We start from the raw sequence: 16,942 nt of genomic DNA, 5'->3' as shown, positions 1-16,942 counted from the left end.
CGGCTGGCCTGGATTCAGCCCGCGGCGTGTTCCAGGAATTCGTCGGCCGGCATCGGCTTGCCCAGCAGGAAGCCCTGCAGTGAATCGCACCCCAGCCCGGTCAGGAACTTCTGCTGGGCCGCGGTCTCCACCCCCTCGGCGACGATGCGTAGATTCAACTGCTGCGCCAGCGCCACGATGGCCGAAACGATGGCAGCGTCCTCGTTGTCGTTTTCCAGCTGGTTGACAAAACCCCGGTCGATTTTCAGTTCGGTCGCGGGAAGTCGCTTGAGGTACAGCAGGCTGGAGTAGCCGGTGCCGAAGTCGTCGATCGAAATGGTCACGCCCAGTCCCGACAGGCGCTTGAGCACGGTCAGGCTGGCTTCGGCGTCGCGCATGGCGGTCGATTCGGTCACTTCCAGCGTCAGGCAGGATGGTGGCACATCGTGCCGCGCCAGCGCGGTGCGCACGGTCTCGACCAGGCTGGCGTGGGCGAACTGCAGCGCGGAAATGTTGACCGCGATGGTCCAGTGGCCCTGCCCGGCGTTGATCCATTCGCGCATCTGGCGGCAGGCTTCATTGATGACCCATTCGCCGATCGACAGGATCAGCCCGGTCTTTTCCGCCGTGGGGATGAACTGGTCCGGACCCACCAGGCCGCGGGTCGGGTGGTTCCAGCGCAGCAAGGCCTCGGCGCCCATGATGGGGCCGGCCGGCGCCTCGTACTTGGGCTGGTAGTGCAGCACGAACTGGTCGCGTTCCTGCGCCAGGCGCAGGTCGTGCAGCAGCTCGATCTGTTCATGCGCGTCGGCGTTCATCGACGGCTCGAAGAAGCTGTAGCCGGTGCCGCCCAGGCGCTTGGCGTGGTACATCGCGGCGTCCGCGTTGGTCAGCAGCGCATGGGTGTCCTCGCCGTCATTCGGGTAGATGGCGATGCCGACGCTGGAGGTCACCAGCACCTCGTGGCCGTACACCATCACCGGCCGCGCGATGGCTTCGATCAGGCGGTCGGCCACATTGGCGGCGTCGGTTGGTTCCACCACTTCGCTGAGCACGATGAATTCGTCGCCGCCCAGGCGCGCCACCGTGTCCTGGGTGCGCAGGGTCTGGCGGATGCGCTGGGCCAGGTCGATCAGCAGGGCGTCGCCGGTATGGTGGCCGTAGGCGTCGTTGACCGCCTTGAATCCGTCCAGGTCGAAGAACAGCACGGCGAAATAGCCCTTGCGGCGGCTGGCGCTTTCGATGGCCTGTTCCAGCCGGTCTTCCAGCAGGATGCGGTTGGGCAGCTTGGTCAGCGTGTCGTGCAGCGCCAGCTGCACCAGTTCCTCGTTGGCCTCGGCCAGCGACGAGGCCAACGCCGAGGTGCGGGCTTCGAGGCGGTTGTCCAGCACCGCCACCACCAGGGCGATGGCCAGCACGCTGAGGGTGACGGCGGTGACCGCGATGGCGAGCCAGCCGGCCGAAATGCCGGCGTCCGCCGCCATGCAGATGCTGCCGTCCGGAAAGCCCGCGGCTTCCATGCCGGTGTAGTGCATGCCGACGATCGCCAGCCCCATGACCACGGCCGCCAGCGGCCGCGACAGCGCCACCCGCGGCCCGTCGTGGCGTAGGCGGTAGGTGATCCAGAGCGCCGCGCCCGAGGCCGCCACCGCGATGGCGATGGACAGGGCGAACCAGGCGGGGTCGTAGACGATGCCCGGCATCATGCGCATGGCGGCCATGCCGATATAGTGCATGGCGGCGATCCCCGCGCCCATCAGCAGGGCGCCGCTGAGCAGGCGGGCCCAGGGCAGGTCGTCCTTGCAGACGATCCACAACGCGAAGGCGGAGCAGCCGATGGCGATGGCCAGCGACAGCACGGTCAGCGGCAGGTCGTAGCCCATGGGAATGGGCAGGTTGAACGCCAGCATGCCGACGAAGTGCATGGACCAGATGCCGATGCCCATCGCCAGCGCGCCGCCGCCCAGCCAATAGCGCGCCGCCGGCAGCCCGCTCGCCGCCCGCACGCGGTTGGCCATGCCCAGCGCCGTATACGACGCCAGGATGGCGACCCCTAGGGAAACGAGGACGAGCGAAGGGTTATATGTTCCAACGAGCATTTTTGGGGTCCTGTCCTGAGCGCATACAGCCGCCGCGCCGGCCTCAATTCAAATCAATTAGTAGTCAACAGTTGCAACTGGGCCGCAAGGGAATCCTGCTGTCGACGCTGGCGATTCACGTACTCTCTTGTCTGGATGGGGGGTGCGGCGCGGCACTGCAGGCGGGCGGCGGACCGGACGGACTGCCCGGTTACGCGGCGAGGGCCAGGCACGGCGCGGCATGGGCCGTTCGGAAGCAACGGCGCGCACGGCTTGCTGGACGCGCGTCCGGGGCTAAGGGATGGGTTATACCGAAAACGGGCTTCCAGAAGCTCACCAATCTTCACTTGCGCCGGACGGGGGCGCACCCGGCGCCGGATGGCGGCCGCACGCGACCCGCGAAATGCCGGCGGTGGGTTCTAGACGGCCATCGGCGCCGTCAATGGCGCGTGGTGCGTGTATCCGGCCAGCGAAAAATCGCCGGGCTCGACCTTCTCGAGCCATTCCGGCTCGTAACGGCCGGTCTGGGCGAAATCGGGGATGCGGTCGGACAGCACCAGGCGCGGGGCTTCCAGCGGCGTGCGCGTCAGTTGCTCGCGCAGCATCGGCAGGTGGTTTTCGTAGATATGGGCATCGCCGATGAAATACGTGAACCAGCGCGGCGTGTAGCCGGTCAGTCGACCCACCAGGTGCAACAGGGCCGCGCCCTCGGTAAGGTTGAACGGCGTGCCCAGCCCGACGTCATTCGAGCGGATATACAGGCACAGCGAGATTTCGCGGGTGGTCGCGTTCGGCAGGAACTGATAGAGCAGGTGGCAGGGCGGCAGCGCCATTTCCTCGATCTGCGCCCAATTCCAGCCATGGAACAGGATGCGACGGTCGCCCGGCCGTTCGTGGATGGTGTCCAGGCACTGGCGCAACTGGTCGACCGCCTTGTACAGCAGCACCTTGGACGCGCCGCCTTCCCGCAGGTCCGCGACCTTGGTGTAGCCGCGGCCCAGGGCGTCGGCGATCTGGCCGTCGCGATCGGCGTCCAGCAGCTTGTAGGCCGGCCACTGGCGCCATTGCACCCCATAGACCGGGCCCAGGTCGTCCGGGCCTTCGCGGTAGGGGTTGGCCAGCCACTGGGCGTTTTCGTTGGCGTTCTGGTCCCAGACCTTGCAACCCAGTTCGCGGAACTCGGCGGCGCTGCGCACGCCACGCAGGAAGCCGACCATTTCGCCGATGGCGGACTTGAAGGCCAGCTTCTTGGTGGTCACGGCCGGAAAGCCCTGCTGCAGGTCGAAGCGCAGCGAGGCGCCCGGCATGCTCAGCGTGCGTATGCCCGTCCGGTTTTCCTGCCACGCGCCGGTGTCCAGGATGGATTGAACGAGGTCCAGGTATTGTTTCATGGGTACAGAATCAGAAAAGGCTGAAATGGCGGCGTGTCGGCCGGGGCGCGCTAGGCAGCGGCGGCGTCCCGGGTGTCGACGATGTCCACCGAAAACGTCAATTCGGCGGTTTTTTCGAGCATCGCGGATGCCGAGCAGTATTTTTCGTGCGACAACTGCACCGCGCGCTCGACCGCGGCGCGCGGCAGGTCGCGGCCGGTGACCGTGAAGGCAAAGTGGATGCGCGTGAACACCTTGGGGTCGACATCGGCGCGGTCGGCCTGCAGCTTGACGCTGCAGCCGGTCACGGCGTGGCGGCCACGCTTGAGGATCAGCACGACGTCATAGGCGGTGCAGCCGCCGGTGCCGGCCAGCAGCATTTCCATCGGACGCGGCGCCAGATTGTGGCCGCCGCCGTCCACGGCGCCGTCCATCACGGCCACGTGGCCGCTGCCGGTGCTGGCGGTAAAGAGCATGCCGTTGGGGCCGCCCCAGTCGATCGTGCATTCCATTTGTCAGGTCCTTGTGCTTGAGCGCAGTCAATGGCTGATGATACCCGTTGCGTACAATTCCAGGCACGAGAGTCCCACCCCGGATGAGGGGTGTGTGCCCCATTCAGGAGTCGTCTATGTCCCTCACGCTGTCTCGATCCGGTCCCGCTGCCTTCCTGCGCCGCGCCAGCCCGCTGGATGCCCTGCTGGCCGAAGCCGACCGGGCCCTGCGGGTGTTGTCCGGCAGCGCCAGCGCCGGTCGCCCCAACCCAGCCACCGCCGAGGAGGCGCCGGATACCCTGTCGGCGCAGGAAAAGCGTCACGCGGCGGGCTTGATGCGGGTGAACCACGTGGGCGAGGTCTGCGCCCAGGCCCTGTATCGCGGGCAGGCCGCGGTCTGCCGCGAGCCGGGGCCGCGCAACTTGTTGCTGGAGGCAGCCGGTGAGGAAGTCGACCACCTTGTCTGGTGCAACCAGCGCCTGACCGAACTGGGCAGCCGCCCAAGCCTGCTGAACCCGGTCTGGTACGCCGGCTCGTTCGCGCTGGGCTTGTTGGCCGGCTATGCGGGCGCGCCGCGCAACCTGGGCTTCATGGCCGAAACCGAAAAGCAGGTCGAGGCGCACCTGGAAGGGCATTTGCGGACGCTGCCGGAGCAGGACGCCCGTTCCCGCCAGATCGTGCAGAAGATGAAGGACGACGAGGCCCAGCATCGCGCCAGCGCCGAGGCTGCCGGCGGCGTGCCGCTGCCTGGGCCGGTCAAGGCCGCCATGCGCGCCATGTCCAAGGTCATGACCACCACCGCGTACCGGATCTAGGACTGCCCGCGCAGCGCCGGCAAGGCACGGCATCAGAATGTTGCAGTGCGCAATATTTGCCGCATATTGGTGCCGCATGCACCTTTCCGGTGCAAATCATAGGGCGGGATAACCCGATCGTGGCTAGGGTAATTCCGCAAGGGGTTAACCCGTTCGGCAATAACCCTCCATTTTTGCAACGCATTACTGGGTGCGGCTTTCCGGCGAGGGAGGCGCGACGTTGCGGCAAAAATGCAACGCAACATCGGACAATGCGACTGCTCTAAAAAAATTCTTGCAACGCACAAAAAAAACCGATACTATGCATCTCATCGGATGTTGAAACGCAGTCGGCGCGGTGCCAAACCCCGACAGCGCAGCGAGCGAAACGCTCCCAACATGCCACGGTTGTCTCCTCCACCCTCCTCCTTTGGTGGATTTAGCCCGAGATCTCACGATCTCGGGCTTTTTTTTGAGCGCATTTGAACTGTCCCTTTTTGTTCGAGGCGTCGGCGCGTGATCCCGCCGGCGAGTGGCCGTAACCCCCGGAAATCGCTCCACCATCGTCTCCGTGTTTCCCCTTGGATATTTCGCGTGTGTCGGGGCGGAAAGCTCTACAATCGATTCATGAATTCGGTCTTTCCACGCGTCTGCGGTCGCGTTGCTGTCCGGCCCCGTCATAGCGGGGTTCGGCTTGTGCACGGGTCCGGAGCGCGGACGTTACGTTCTGTCCCGGTGAATTGCACTTCCTTATCCCTCCCATATATGGGCGTTACACCTGCCATTGATAATGGCGGGCCTGTCTCGATAGACCAACCCGAGGTGACCCAGTGACCTGGCTGTACATTTGCGTGGTCGCGTTCATGGTGGGGGGACTCATCGTGGCGTCGGAGCGCTGGCATGGCGCCTTCACCGGCGACAGCGATCTGAACAAACCGCAAGCGAATCACTCTCGCGCCACGCCCCGCGTGGGCGGACTGGCCGTGCTGGCGGGCACGCTGATGGGCCTGCTGGTGCTCGGCCCCGACAACATGACCCTGACCTGGCTGTGGCCGGCCTTGTTCGTGTCGGCGTTGCCTGTATTCGTGGCGGGCCTGCTCGAAGACATCACCAAGGATATCGGCGCGAGCAAGCGCCTGCTGGCGGCCTTCGCGTCGGCCGCGATCGCCTGGTGGCTGCTGGGCGGCGTCAGCCGGGTCGGCATGGCGCCCGTGGACTACGTCCTGTCGTATTGGCCCGTTTCTCTGATTTTCACCATGTTCGCCGTGGGTGGCTGTACCCATGCCCTGAACATCGTCGACGGCATGAACGGCCTGGCCGGCATGATCGCCACACTGATGGCGGTGTCCATCAGCCTGGTGGCGCTGCAGGTGGGCGATGTGCCGATCTTCATGGTCGCGGCGGCGCTGGCGTCGGCGACCCTCGGCTTCCTGGTCTGGAATTTCCCGTTCGGGCGCGTTTTCCTGGGCGATGGGGGCGCGTATTTCCTCGGTTTCATGCTGGCTGAACTGGCCGTGCTGCTGGTCGTGCGCAATCCGTCGGTGTCGCCGTTCTACGCGTTGGCGGTGTTGTTCTACCCCGTATTCGAAACCGGCTTTTCCATCTGGCGCCGCCGCTTCAAGCGCGGCGTGCCGGTGGACCAGCCGGACGCCCTGCACCTGCACCAACTGGTCTTTCGCCGCCTGGTGCGCGTCACCTTCAGCCGCGGCCGTCGCCACGCGGTGCCGGCGTTGTGCAACGCCCTGGCGTCGCCCTACATGTGGGTGCTGGCCCTGATCGGCTTGGTGCCGGCCACCATCTGGTGGGACAACGCCTGGGTGCTCAGCGCCAGCCTGGTGGTGTTCGCCAGCGTCTACATCTGGCTGTATGCGCGGCTGGTCTCCTGGCGCCGTCCGGGATGGCTGTTGCTGCCGTCCGTGCTGCGGGCAGACTAAGTTTTGGGCGCCCCGGTGATCACCGCCGGGGGCTCGGTTATCCATCACCCCGACCATATTTAAAATGCCGTAATCGTCTTACGGCAAAGGGAGAGTTATGTTGCGTATTCAGGATGTGAAACTCGCAGTCGTCGGCCTGGGCTATGTCGGCCTGCCGCTGGCGGTGGAATTCGGCAAGAAGCGCTCGGTCATCGGCTTCGACATCAACACGCGCCGCATCGAGGCGCTGAAGGCCGGACACGATCACACGCTGGAAGTCAGCGACGCCGAACTGGCCGAAGCCAAGCAACTGACCTATACCGCCGACCGCGCCGAGCTGGGCCAGGCCAACGTCTTCATCGTCACCGTGCCGACGCCGATCGATGAATACAAACAGCCCGACCTGACGCCGCTGGTCAAGGCCAGCGAGACCATCGGCGCGGTGCTCAAGCGCGGCGACATCGTCATCTACGAATCGACCGTCTACCCCGGCGCCACCGAGGAAGACTGCGTGCCCGTGCTGGAGCGCGTGTCGGGCCTGAAGTTCAACGTTGACTTCTATGCCGGCTACAGTCCCGAGCGTATCAACCCGGGCGACAAGGCTCACCGCGTCAGCACCATCAAGAAGGTCACCTCGGGTTCGACGCCGGAAGTGGCCGAACTGGTCGACCAGCTCTACAAGCAGATCATCACCGCCGGCACTCACAAGGCCTCCAGCATCCGCGTGGCCGAAGCGGCCAAGGTGATCGAGAACACCCAGCGCGACGTCAACATCGCCCTGATCAACGAACTGGCGCTGATCTTCAACAAGATGGGCATCGACACCGAAGCGGTGCTGCAGGCCGCCGGCACCAAGTGGAACTTCCTGCCGTTCCGCCCGGGCCTGGTGGGCGGGCACTGCATCGGCGTCGATCCGTACTACCTGACGCACAAGGCGCAGTCGATCGGCTACCACCCCGAGATCATCCTGGCGGGCCGCCGCCTGAACGACTCGATGGGCGGCTACGTGGTGTCGCAGCTGGTCAAGGCCATGACCAAGCGCCGCATCCACGTGCAGGGCGCGCGCGTGCTGGTGATGGGCCTGGCGTTTAAGGAAAACTGCCCCGACCTGCGCAACACCCGCATCGTCGACATCGTCAAGGAATTGGGCGACTACAACGTTGAAGTCGACGTATACGATCCCTGGGTCGACGCGGAAGAAGCCGTGCACGAATACGGCATCACGCCGGTCGCCAAACTCGAGGAAGGCAAGTACGACGCCGTGATCCTGGGCGTCGCGCACCATCAATTCGCAGACCTGGGTGCCGCCGGCATCCGCAAGCTGGGCAAGCCGGAACACATTCTTTATGACCTGAAGTACGTGTTGTCGCCCGCCGAATCCGATCTGCGCCTGTAAGGAGGACGTTGCATGACTACACGCTTCGAGACCGTCACCCAGGAACTGGCCGCCGCGCCGCGCAAATGGCTGGTGACCGGCTGCGCCGGCTTCATCGGCTCCAACCTGCTGGAAACGCTGCTGAAGTTGAACCAGACCGTCACCGGCCTGGACAACTTCGCCACCGGCCACCAGCACAACCTGGACGAAGTGAAGGCCTCCGTCACGCCCGAGCAGTGGGCGCGGCTGACCTTCATCGAGGGGGACATCCGCGATCTGGATGCCTGCCGCCGCGCGGTGCAGGGCGTGGACTTCGTGCTGCATCAGGCTGCCCTGGGTTCGGTGCCGCGTTCGCTCAAGGACCCGATCACCACCAACGAGGTGAACATCGGCGGCTTTCTGAATATGCTGGTGGCGGCGCGCGATGCCGGCGTGAAGTCATTCGTGTATGCGGCTTCCAGCTCGACCTACGGCGACCACCCGGCCTTGCCGAAGGTTGAGGAGAACATCGGCAAACCGCTCTCGCCATACGCCGTGACCAAGTTCGTCAATGAGTTGTACGCCGACGTGTTCGCGCGCTCCTACGGTTTCGAAACCGTGGGGTTGCGCTATTTCAACGTGTTCGGCAAGCGCCAGGATCCCAACGGCGCCTATGCGGCCGTGATCCCGAAGTGGACCGCCGCCATGATTCAGGGCGAGGACGTCACCATCAACGGCGATGGCGAGACCAGCCGCGATTTCTGCTTCGTCGACAACGCGGTGCAGGCCAACATCCTGGCCGCCATGGCGCCGGCCGAGGGCCGCAACCAGGTGTACAACGTGGCGGTCAGCGGCCGCAGCACCCTGAACCAGCTGTTCGAATTCCTCGTGAAGGCGCTGGGCAACCAGGGCGTGGCTTATGCCAAGAAGCCGGTCTACGCCGACTTCCGCGCCGGCGACGTGCGCCATTCGCAGGCGGACGTCAGCAAGGCCGGCCGCCTGCTGGGCTACCAGCCCACGCACACGGTGCTGCAGGGCCTGGAAGTGGCGATGCCCTGGTACACGCAATTCCTGCGTTGATTTGAAAGCACTTATCCGCAAACTCGGCAGCATCCACCCGGACCACCAGCGCATCTTCAAAGGCGCGTTCCGGGTGGCGGTGTTCCTGCTGCTGGGCAAGGCCGCCGGCGCCATCAAGGAGATGGCGGTGGCGTACCGCTACGGCGTCAGCGACGCCGTCGACGCCTACCAGTTCACGATGACCATGGCCACCTGGCTGCCGGTCACCATCGTGGGCGTGCTGTCGGTGGTGCTGATTCCGGTGCTGGTGCGGCTGCGCCGCGCCGAGGACGCCGAACGCGAGCAGTTCATCCGTGAGTTGCAGGGCTGGGTGGCGGCGGCGGGCGTTGCGCTGGCCGCGCTGACCTGGTTCGCCTGGCCCCACGTGCTTGGCGCGCTGGGGCAAGGCCTGTCGGCGCGCGTCGGCGAGATGACCGGCGAACTGCTGCTGGCCTTCGCGCCGGTGGCGGCATTGCTGCTCGTCGCCGGCATCAGCGCCGCGCGGCTGCGCTCGCACGAGCGTCACGTCAATACCCTGCTGGACAGCGTGCCGGCCGTGGCGACCCTGGCATGGGTGATGCTGGCCGCCAGCGCCGAGAGCGTCGGGCCGCTGCTGTGGGGCACGCTGGTCGGCTACGCGATCCAGACCGTTTGGCTGGCCTGGCTGGCGGCGCGCGCCGACGGCGGTTTCTGGGGCGCGCCCAGGCTGACCCTGCAATCGCCGCACTGGCCCGAACTGATGAGCGCCGCCGGCGTGATGCTGATCGGCCAGGTGGCCATGAGCTTCGTCGGCCCGCTGGACCAATACGCCGCCGCCAACCTGGGCGCCAATGCCAACGCCACGCTGGGCTACGCCAGCCGACTGCTGTCGCTGTTGCTGGGCATCGGCGCGGTGTCGGTGGGCCGCGCGGCGCTGCCGGTGCTGGCCGACGTGCAGGCACGCGGCGACACGGCGCGCGCGCGCGGCATGGCGCTGAAATGGTCGGTGCTGATGGTGGCGGCGGGCGCCGCCGCGGTGGCAGTGGGCTGGGTGCTGGCGCCGTGGGGCGTGTCGGTGCTGTTCCAGCGCGGCGCCTTCACCGCCGAGAACACCGAGGCCGTGGCGCACGTGCTGCGCTGGGGCCTGTTGCAGTTGCCGTTCTATTTCGGCGTGCTGATCCTGGTGCAGCTGCTGGCCAGCCAGAACCGCTATCGCATCATGGCCGCCATCGCGGTCGGGAATTTTGCGCTGAAGGCGGCGCTCAACACCGTCCTGGCGCCCCGGATGGGCGCCGCCGGCATCATGCTGGCCACCAGCCTGATGTACCTGCTGTCCTATGCCTGCTACCTGGTGGTGGCCCTGCGCCGCGCCGAACCCAAAGAGGCCGACTGAATGCCCGCCGTTTCCGACTCCGGCCGCCCGTTGCGCGTGCTGCTGTTCATCCATTCGCTGCACGGCGGCGGCGCCGAACGGGTCGCCGCCGACCTGAGCGCGCATTGGGCCGGCATGGGGCGCGAGGTCATGGTGGTGACGCAGGCGAGCGCCGACGGCGATGTCTACACGCTGCACCCCAAGGTGCGGCGCGAGGTGCTGCATACCGCGGGCGAGGGCGGCGGGCTGCGCGGCATCTGGAGCAATGTGCAGCGGGTGCGCGCGCTGCGGCGCGTGATCAAGGCGTTCCGGCCCGATATCGTGCTGGGCATGATGACCACGGCGTCCGTGCTGTCGGTGCTGGCGTCCACCGGCCTGGCGTGCCGCGTCATCGCCACGGAACATACTCATCCGCCGTCGCAGACCTTGTCGGGCTTCTGGCAGCGCCTGCGCCGCCTGACCTATCCCCGCGCCGCGCGCGTGGTGGCCCTGACCCGCGGCACCGCGCAATGGATCGAACAGCATGTGCCGGGATCGCGGCTGGCGGTGATCCCCAACCCGGTGCATTGGCCGTTGCCCAAGGGCGAACCCGTGCTGGCGCCGGCTTCGAACGATGGCCGCCGGCGCCTGCTGGCGGTGGGGCGGCTGCACGCGGACAAGGGCTTCGACCTGCTGCTGCAGGCATATGCCCGGCTGGCCCCGTCGCATCCGGACTGGGATCTGGTTATCCTGGGCGAGGGCGGCGAACGCCGCGCGCTGCAAGCGCAGGTGCGAGAGGCCGGCCTGCAGGACCGGGTCAGCCTGCCGGGGCGCGCGGGCAACGTGGGCGATTGGTACCAGAGCGCCGACCTGTACGTGCTGACGTCGCGCTTCGAGGGGCTGTCCAACACCCTGTTGGAGTCGATGGCCAGCGGGCTGGCCGCGGTGGCATTCGATTGCGATACCGGGCCGCGCGAAATCGTGCGCGAAGGGGTGGACGGCGTGCTGGTGCGGCCCAACGGCGACGTCGATGCGCTGTGCCGCGAGCTGGGCGCGGTGATGGGCGACGATGCCGCCCGCCTGCGCATGGCCGAGGCGGCCACGGCGGTGCGCGAGCGCTTTTCCGCCGAGCGGGTGCTGGGCCTATGGGAAGAACTTTTTGACGGTGTGCGCGGATCGGGCCGCTAGGCCGCGCGCCACACCGTTGCTGCGGTGACCACGAGAACCTGAAATCATGTGTGGAATTGTCGGAATTTGGGGCCCCCTGGGGGATAAGGCACAAGTGCTGGCGGAAAGCTGCCGCCGCATCCGCCACCGCGGGCCGGACAGCAATGGCTTCTGGGAAGACACTGGCGCCGAACTGGCGCTGGCGCACGTGCGCCTGGCGATCCAGGACCTGACCGAGGCCGGCCACCAGCCGATGGTGTCGGCCTGCGGCCGCTACGTCATGGTGTTCAACGGCGAGATCTACAACCACATGGACATGCGCCAGCAGCTCGAGGCATCGGGCCTGGCGCCGTCCTGGCGCGGCCACTCCGATACCGAGACGCTGCTGGCCGGCTTCACCGCGCTGGGCATCGAAGCCACGCTGCAAGCGTCGGTCGGCATGTTCGCCATCGCCCTGTGGGACCGCGCCTCGCGCAAACTGGTGCTGGCGCGCGACCGCATGGGCGAAAAGCCGCTGTATTACGGTTATTCGGGCGCCGAGCTGGTGTTCGCCTCGGAACTCAAGGGGCTGACGCCGATTCCCGGATTCGGTCGCAACCTGAACCGCAACGCGTTGGCGTCGTTCATGCGGCACAACTACATTCCGGCGCCGCAATCCATCTACGAAGGCATCGCCAAGCTGCCGCCGGGCACCTGGATCGAGTTCACCGCCGATGACACCCGCAGCCGCCGCATGCCCGAGCCCCGCGTGTACTGGTCGGCGCGGGAAGCGGCCGATACCGCGGCGCAATCGTTGCTGTCGTTCGACTCGGACGCGCAGGCGACCGATGCGCTGGAGGGCGTGCTGTCCAAGGCCGTGGGCGGCCAGATGCTGTCGGACGTGGCCCTGGGGGCCTTCCTGTCGGGCGGCATCGATTCGTCCACCATCGTTTCGCTGATGCAGGCCCAGAGTTCGCAACCGGTGCGCACCTTCGCCATCGGCTTCCATGAAAAGGGCTACGACGAGGCGCAGCACGCCAAGGCGGTTGCGACGCACCTGGGCACCGACCATACCGAGCTTTACGTCACCGCGGAGGACGCGCTGGCGGTCGTGCCAGGCCTGGCCGACATGTATGACGAGCCGTTCGCCGATTCGTCGCAGATCCCGACCTCGCTGGTGACGCGCATGGCGCGCCAGCATGTCACGGTGGCCTTGTCCGGCGACGGCGGCGATGAGCTCTTCGGCGGCTATTCGCGCTATTTCCGCGTCAACAACTGGTGGCAGAAGTGCGAACGCATTCCGTCGCTGCTGCGCACGCCGGCCGGCGCGCTGCTCAGCGCCTCGACCCATCTGCCGGGACGCGGCGCCTGGCGCGGCAAGGTCGGCAAGCTGGGCGAGCTGCTGCGCGCCGACTCGCGCGGCGATTTCTACCGCCTGTTCGTGTCGTACTGGTCGGATCCGGCCCGGGTGGTCAAGGGCGGGGTGGAGCCCGTGTCCGAATTCGCGCAGGCGATGCGCGGGTCCACCTTCGAGTCCATGATGAAGCTCGATACCGTGACCTACCTGCCGGACGACATCCTGGTCAAGGTCGATCGCGCCGCCATGGCGGTGAGCCTGGAAACCCGCGTGCCGTTGATCGATCACCGTGTCTACGAATTCGCCTGGAGCCTGCCGCACCACTACAAGGTGCGCGGCGCCACCGGCAAATGGCTGTTGCGGCAGGTGCTGTACCGCCATGTGCCGCAGGCGCTGGTGGACCGGCCCAAGCGCGGCTTTGCCGTGCCGCTTGCGGCCTGGCTGCGTGGACCGCTGCGCGACTGGGCCGAAGCGCTGCTGGACCCGGCGCGCCTGCGCCAGGAAGGCTGGTTCGAGCCCGAGCCCATCCTGCGCAAGTGGCGCGAGCACGTGTCCGGACATCGCAATTGGGACAGTCACCTGTGGGGGGTGCTGATGATGCAGGCCTGGCTGGACCGCTATCGCGCGGGCACTGAACAGGGAGGAACGGTTGGGAGTCGCTGACGAATGAAAATACTGATGCTGGTCAGTTCCATGCACGCCGGGGGCGCCGAGCGCGTGGCCGCCACGCTGGTCAACGCTTGGGCCGAACGCGGCGACGACGTCACCCTGACGCCGACCTATTCGTCCAAGGGCACCTGCTTCTACCCGCTGTCGGACAAGGTCAAATTGGACTGGCTGGCGGACTTGGCGGGCACGCGCGTGTCGGGGCCGATGGCCGCGTTCAAGCGCCTGCTGGCCCTGCGCAGGCATATCCGCGATACCGCGCCCGACGTGGTGGTGTCGTTCCTGACCAACGTCAACGTGGCCGCCATTCTGGCCACCCGCGGCCTGCGCGCCCCTTTGATCGTCTGCGAGCGCACCAACCCGGTGGTCGAGACCACCACGGGCACGGTCTGGCGCAGGCTGCGCCGCCTGCTGTACCCACGCGCCGACATGGTGACGGTGCAGGCGGCCGATACGGCCGGCCCGTTCTCGCGGCAGGTGCCGGGCATCAAGCGCCTGGCGGTGATTCCCAACCCGCTGCCCGCGCCGTTGCTGGACGCGCCGCGGGTCGTCCAGCGCGAAGACGCCGCGCCGCGCACATTGCTGGCGATGGGGCGGCTGGTGACGGACAAGCAATTCGATCTGTTGATCGACGTGTTCGCGCAACTGGCGCCCGAGTTCCCGGATTGGAACCTGCGCATCTGGGGCGAAGGCCCCGAGCGCGGCGCGCTGGAACGCCAGGTCGATAGCCTGGGGCTGCGCGAGCGGGTCAGCCTGCCGGGCCGCACCGAAGCGCCCTGGGAAGAATTGGCTCAGGGCCAGGCCTTCGTGCTCAGTTCGCTGGTGGAGGGTTTTCCCAATGTGCTCCTGGAAGCGATGGCGCTGGGCCTGCCCTGCGCCGCCTTCGACTGCCCCAGTGGTCCGCGCGAGATGACGCGCGATGGCCAGGACGCCTTGCTGGTGCCCGCCGGCAATCGCGATGCCTTGCGCGAGGCGCTGCGTCGCCTGCTGGGCGACGCGGGATTGCGCCGGCAGCTGGGCGAGCGCGGCGCCGATGCGGTGCGCCAGCGCTATGCGCTGGCCAGCGTGCTGGCTGAATGGGACCAGTTGTTCGAGGCCGTGAGGGAAGGGCGATGAGCGCCGCCGCGTTGCGCGTCGTGCACGTGATCACCGGCCTGGGCCAGGGCGGCGCCGAATCCGTGCTGTGGCGGTTGGCCACCTTCCCCGGACAGGACGTCGAACACATCGTCGTGTCGCTGACCGACGGCGGCATCTATGGCGAGCGGCTGCGCGCCGCCGGCATCACCGTGCATACCCTCGGCATGCCGCGCGGCCGCATCACGCTGCGGGGCTTCATGGGCCTGCGCCGCCTCATCGCCGGCGCCAGGCCTGGCGCGGTGCAGACCTGGATGTACCACGCAGACCTGATCGGCGGCCTGGCAGCCCGCCTGGCGGGCGTGCGCGCCGTCGCCTGGGGCATCCGCAATTCCGGCGCCCACCTCGAGCGCAGCAGCCGCTCCGCCCGCATGGTGCTGCGCGCCTGCGCGCTGTTGTCGGGCGTGCTGCCCGGCGCGATCGTGTGCGCGGCGCAGGACGCCGCGGAGCGCCATGCCGCGAAGGGCTATCGCCGCGACCGCATGGTGGTGATTCCGAACGGCTACGACTTGTCGCGCTATGCGCCCGATGCGGCCGCGCGCGCCCGGGTGCGCGCCCAATGGGGCCTGGACGGCGATGTGCCGGTGATCGGCTGCGTAGCGCGCTGGGATCCCTTGAAGGACCACGGCAATCTGTTGCGCGCCGTGGCCGCGCTGGTGCGCGATGGACGCGACGCGGGGCTGCGCTGCGTGCTGGTGGGGCGCGGCATGACGGCCGACAATCCGGAGCTGATGGCGCTGGTCGACAAGCTCGGCCTGCGGGAACGCCTGGTGCTGGCCGGTCCCAGCGATGAGGTGCCCGCCGTGATGAACGGCCTGGACCTGCACGTGCTGTCGAGCTGCGCCGAAGGATTTCCCAACGTCGTAGCCGAGGCCATGGCCTGCGGCGTCTACTGCGTGGCGACGGACGTGGGCGACGCCGCCTATATCATCGGAGACACCGGTGTGGTGGTGCCCCCCGAACAGCCCGAGGCATTGGCGCGCGGCATCGAGACCGCGCTGCGCGACGTGGCCTCGCGCGGCCAGGGCCGCGCCGGCGAGGCGGGCCGCGCCCGGGTGCTGGAGAATTTCGACCTGGGACGCATGGTGCAAAGCTATACCGCGGTGTGGCGCCGCCTTTCCGGAGGCGCGGCATGAGCGCGGCCCGTCGCTTGCTGTTCGTGGTCAACAACCCCGCGTTCTTCATGTCGCACCGGGTGCCCGTGGCGCTGGCCGCGCAGCGCGCCGGATACGACGTGCACGTGGCGACGATGGATGGCCCCGCGGTCGCCGACATCGAGGCGCTGGGCATGACCCATCATGCCATTCCGATGACGCGCAGCGGCAAGCATCCGTTGCAAGAACTGGGCACGTTGCTGGCGCTGCTGCGACTGTTCCGGCACGTGCGGCCACAGGTGGTGCACCTGGTGACCATCAAGCCGGTGTTGTATGGCGGTATCGCCGCGCGGCTGGCGCGTGTGCCGGGCATGGTGGCCGCGATTTCCGGGCTGGGCTTCGTGTTCCTGTCGAACTCGTTGAAGATGCGCCTGGTGCGCGCCGTGGTGGCGCGGTTGTACCGCCTGGCGCTGGGCCATCGCAATAGCCGGGTGATCTTCCAGAATGGCGCCGATCGCGATCTGCTCAAGTCATTGGGCGCGGTGCGCGATGAGCAGGTGGTGCTCATCCGGGGAGCCGGCGTCGATCTGGACTTGTGCCGGGCGCTGCCGGAACCGCCGGCGCCGCCGGTGGTGGTGACGATGGTGGCGCGCTTGTTGCGCGACAAGGGCGTGCAGGAATTCGTGCAGGCCGCGCGCCTGTTGCGCGAGCGTGGCGTGCCGGTGACGATGCGGCTGGTGGGCGGCGTGGATGCCGGCAATCCGGCTTCCGCCACGCCGGCCGAGGTCGAAGCCTGGCAGCGCGAAGGGTGCGTGGAGGCGCTGGGCGAGCGCGCCGACGTGCCGCAACTGTACGCGGACTCGCACATCGCGGTGCTGCCTTCCTATCGCGAAGGGTTGCCCAAATCGCTGATCGAAGCGGCTGCATGCGGCCGGGCCGTGGTCACGACCGACGTGCCTGGCTGCCGCGATGCCATTGACCCCGGCAAGACCGGGTTGCTGGTGCCGGTGCGCGACCCGCAGGCGCTGGCCGACGCCATCGCGCGGTTGGCCGGCGATGCGACGCAGCGCCAGGCCATGGGCGCGGCGGGCCGGGCGCTGGCCGAACGCGAATTCAATATCGAGCGCGTGGCCCGTATCCACGTGGACTTGTATGACACGCTGAGCGCCTGAGTCCG

At 67.4% G+C, this 16,942-nt stretch carries 13 protein-coding genes; 10 read left to right on the top strand and 3 right to left on the bottom strand.

Features of this window, described 5'->3' with window-relative positions; translation table 11 throughout:
• Positions 1–14 precede the first annotated feature (14 nt).
• The 3 genes from AC6CR5_RS16755 to AC6CR5_RS16745 all read right to left on the bottom strand — a co-directional run bounded on the left by AC6CR5_RS16755 (position 15) and on the right by AC6CR5_RS16745 (position 3,939).
• Positions 15–2,078, bottom strand: coding sequence for a putative bifunctional diguanylate cyclase/phosphodiesterase (locus AC6CR5_RS16755; RefSeq protein ID WP_020926294.1), 2,064 nt, complete (start codon positions 2,076–2,078; stop codon positions 15–17).
• 398 nt (positions 2,079–2,476) lie between these two features.
• Entirely contained in the window at positions 2,477–3,448 is a 972-nt protein-coding gene (locus AC6CR5_RS16750) for a thymidylate synthase (protein WP_353630821.1), read from the bottom strand.
• A gap of 50 nt (positions 3,449–3,498) precedes the next feature.
• On the bottom strand, positions 3,499–3,939 hold the full coding sequence (locus AC6CR5_RS16745; RefSeq protein ID WP_006385886.1) for an OsmC family protein: 441 nt from the start codon (positions 3,937–3,939) through the stop codon (positions 3,499–3,501).
• Positions 3,940–4,055: 116 nt separating this feature from the next.
• Between AC6CR5_RS16745 and coq7 the strand changes: the two genes are divergently transcribed.
• The 10 genes from coq7 to AC6CR5_RS16695 all read left to right on the top strand — a co-directional run bounded on the left by coq7 (position 4,056) and on the right by AC6CR5_RS16695 (position 16,937).
• Entirely contained in the window at positions 4,056–4,733 is a 678-nt protein-coding gene (gene coq7, locus AC6CR5_RS16740) for a 2-polyprenyl-3-methyl-6-methoxy-1,4-benzoquinone monooxygenase (protein ID WP_006385887.1), read from the top strand.
• Positions 4,734–5,542: 809 nt separating this feature from the next.
• Entirely contained in the window at positions 5,543–6,646 is a 1,104-nt protein-coding gene (locus AC6CR5_RS16735; RefSeq protein WP_006385888.1) for an MraY family glycosyltransferase, read from the top strand.
• A 97-nt stretch (positions 6,647–6,743) separates the two neighbouring features.
• Positions 6,744–8,021: a Vi polysaccharide biosynthesis UDP-N-acetylglucosamine C-6 dehydrogenase TviB gene (gene tviB, locus AC6CR5_RS16730; RefSeq protein ID WP_006385889.1), complete on the top strand. Its 1,278-nt coding sequence runs from the start codon at positions 6,744–6,746 to the stop codon at positions 8,019–8,021.
• A gap of 12 nt (positions 8,022–8,033) precedes the next feature.
• A complete protein-coding gene (locus AC6CR5_RS16725) occupies positions 8,034–9,059 on the top strand; it encodes an SDR family oxidoreductase (protein WP_024070425.1) in 1,026 nt (341 codons plus the stop codon).
• Position 9,060: 1 nt separating this feature from the next.
• Complete coding sequence (murJ, locus tag AC6CR5_RS16720) at positions 9,061–10,410, top strand: murein biosynthesis integral membrane protein MurJ (RefSeq protein WP_047991887.1); 1,350 nt, start codon at positions 9,061–9,063, stop codon at positions 10,408–10,410.
• Positions 10,411–11,556: a glycosyltransferase family 4 protein gene (locus AC6CR5_RS16715; protein ID WP_047991886.1), complete on the top strand. Its 1,146-nt coding sequence runs from the start codon at positions 10,411–10,413 to the stop codon at positions 11,554–11,556.
• Positions 11,557–11,602: 46 nt separating this feature from the next.
• Positions 11,603–13,534: an asparagine synthase (glutamine-hydrolyzing) gene (gene asnB, locus AC6CR5_RS16710; protein WP_047991885.1), complete on the top strand. Its 1,932-nt coding sequence runs from the start codon at positions 11,603–11,605 to the stop codon at positions 13,532–13,534.
• Positions 13,535–13,537: 3 nt separating this feature from the next.
• Positions 13,538–14,653, top strand: coding sequence for a glycosyltransferase family 4 protein (locus AC6CR5_RS16705; protein ID WP_047991884.1), 1,116 nt, complete (start codon positions 13,538–13,540; stop codon positions 14,651–14,653).
• Entirely contained in the window at positions 14,650–15,807 is a 1,158-nt protein-coding gene (locus AC6CR5_RS16700) for a glycosyltransferase family 4 protein (protein WP_498084737.1), read from the top strand. The genes AC6CR5_RS16705 and AC6CR5_RS16700 overlap by 4 nt, the downstream gene beginning before the upstream one ends.
• Positions 15,804–16,937 carry a glycosyltransferase family 4 protein gene (locus AC6CR5_RS16695; RefSeq protein ID WP_047991882.1) on the top strand — a complete coding sequence of 378 codons (1,134 nt, stop codon included), beginning with the start codon at positions 15,804–15,806 and terminating at the stop codon, positions 16,935–16,937. Before AC6CR5_RS16700 ends, AC6CR5_RS16695 begins: the two co-directional genes overlap by 4 nt.
• The last annotated feature ends 5 nt before the right edge of the window (positions 16,938–16,942 follow it).

This window comes from Achromobacter sp. EG18, from assembly GCF_059759395.1.
The sequence above is the reverse complement of the archived record's forward strand: the minus strand, read 5'-3'. Positions and strand labels throughout refer to the sequence as shown.

What these genes read in the sequence shown, in the direction of transcription:
- AC6CR5_RS16755 (WP_020926294.1), bottom strand. Translation starts at nt 2,078, where the DNA reads ATGCTCGTTGGAACATATAACCCTTCGCTCGTCCTCGTTTCCCTAGGG.
- AC6CR5_RS16750 (WP_353630821.1), bottom strand. Translation starts at nt 3,448, where the DNA reads ATGAAACAATACCTGGACCTCGTTCAATCCATCCTGGACACCGGCGCG.
- AC6CR5_RS16745 (WP_006385886.1), bottom strand. Translation starts at nt 3,939, where the DNA reads ATGGAATGCACGATCGACTGGGGCGGCCCCAACGGCATGCTCTTTACC.
- coq7 (WP_006385887.1), top strand. Translation starts at nt 4,056, where the DNA reads ATGTCCCTCACGCTGTCTCGATCCGGTCCCGCTGCCTTCCTGCGCCGC.
- tviB (WP_006385889.1), top strand. Translation starts at nt 6,744, where the DNA reads ATGTTGCGTATTCAGGATGTGAAACTCGCAGTCGTCGGCCTGGGCTAT.
- AC6CR5_RS16725 (WP_024070425.1), top strand. Translation starts at nt 8,034, where the DNA reads ATGACTACACGCTTCGAGACCGTCACCCAGGAACTGGCCGCCGCGCCG.
- AC6CR5_RS16715 (WP_047991886.1), top strand. Translation starts at nt 10,411, where the DNA reads ATGCCCGCCGTTTCCGACTCCGGCCGCCCGTTGCGCGTGCTGCTGTTC.
- asnB (WP_047991885.1), top strand. Translation starts at nt 11,603, where the DNA reads ATGTGTGGAATTGTCGGAATTTGGGGCCCCCTGGGGGATAAGGCACAA.
- AC6CR5_RS16705 (WP_047991884.1), top strand. Translation starts at nt 13,538, where the DNA reads ATGAAAATACTGATGCTGGTCAGTTCCATGCACGCCGGGGGCGCCGAG.
- AC6CR5_RS16700 (WP_498084737.1), top strand. Translation starts at nt 14,650, where the DNA reads ATGAGCGCCGCCGCGTTGCGCGTCGTGCACGTGATCACCGGCCTGGGC.
- AC6CR5_RS16695 (WP_047991882.1), top strand. Translation starts at nt 15,804, where the DNA reads ATGAGCGCGGCCCGTCGCTTGCTGTTCGTGGTCAACAACCCCGCGTTC.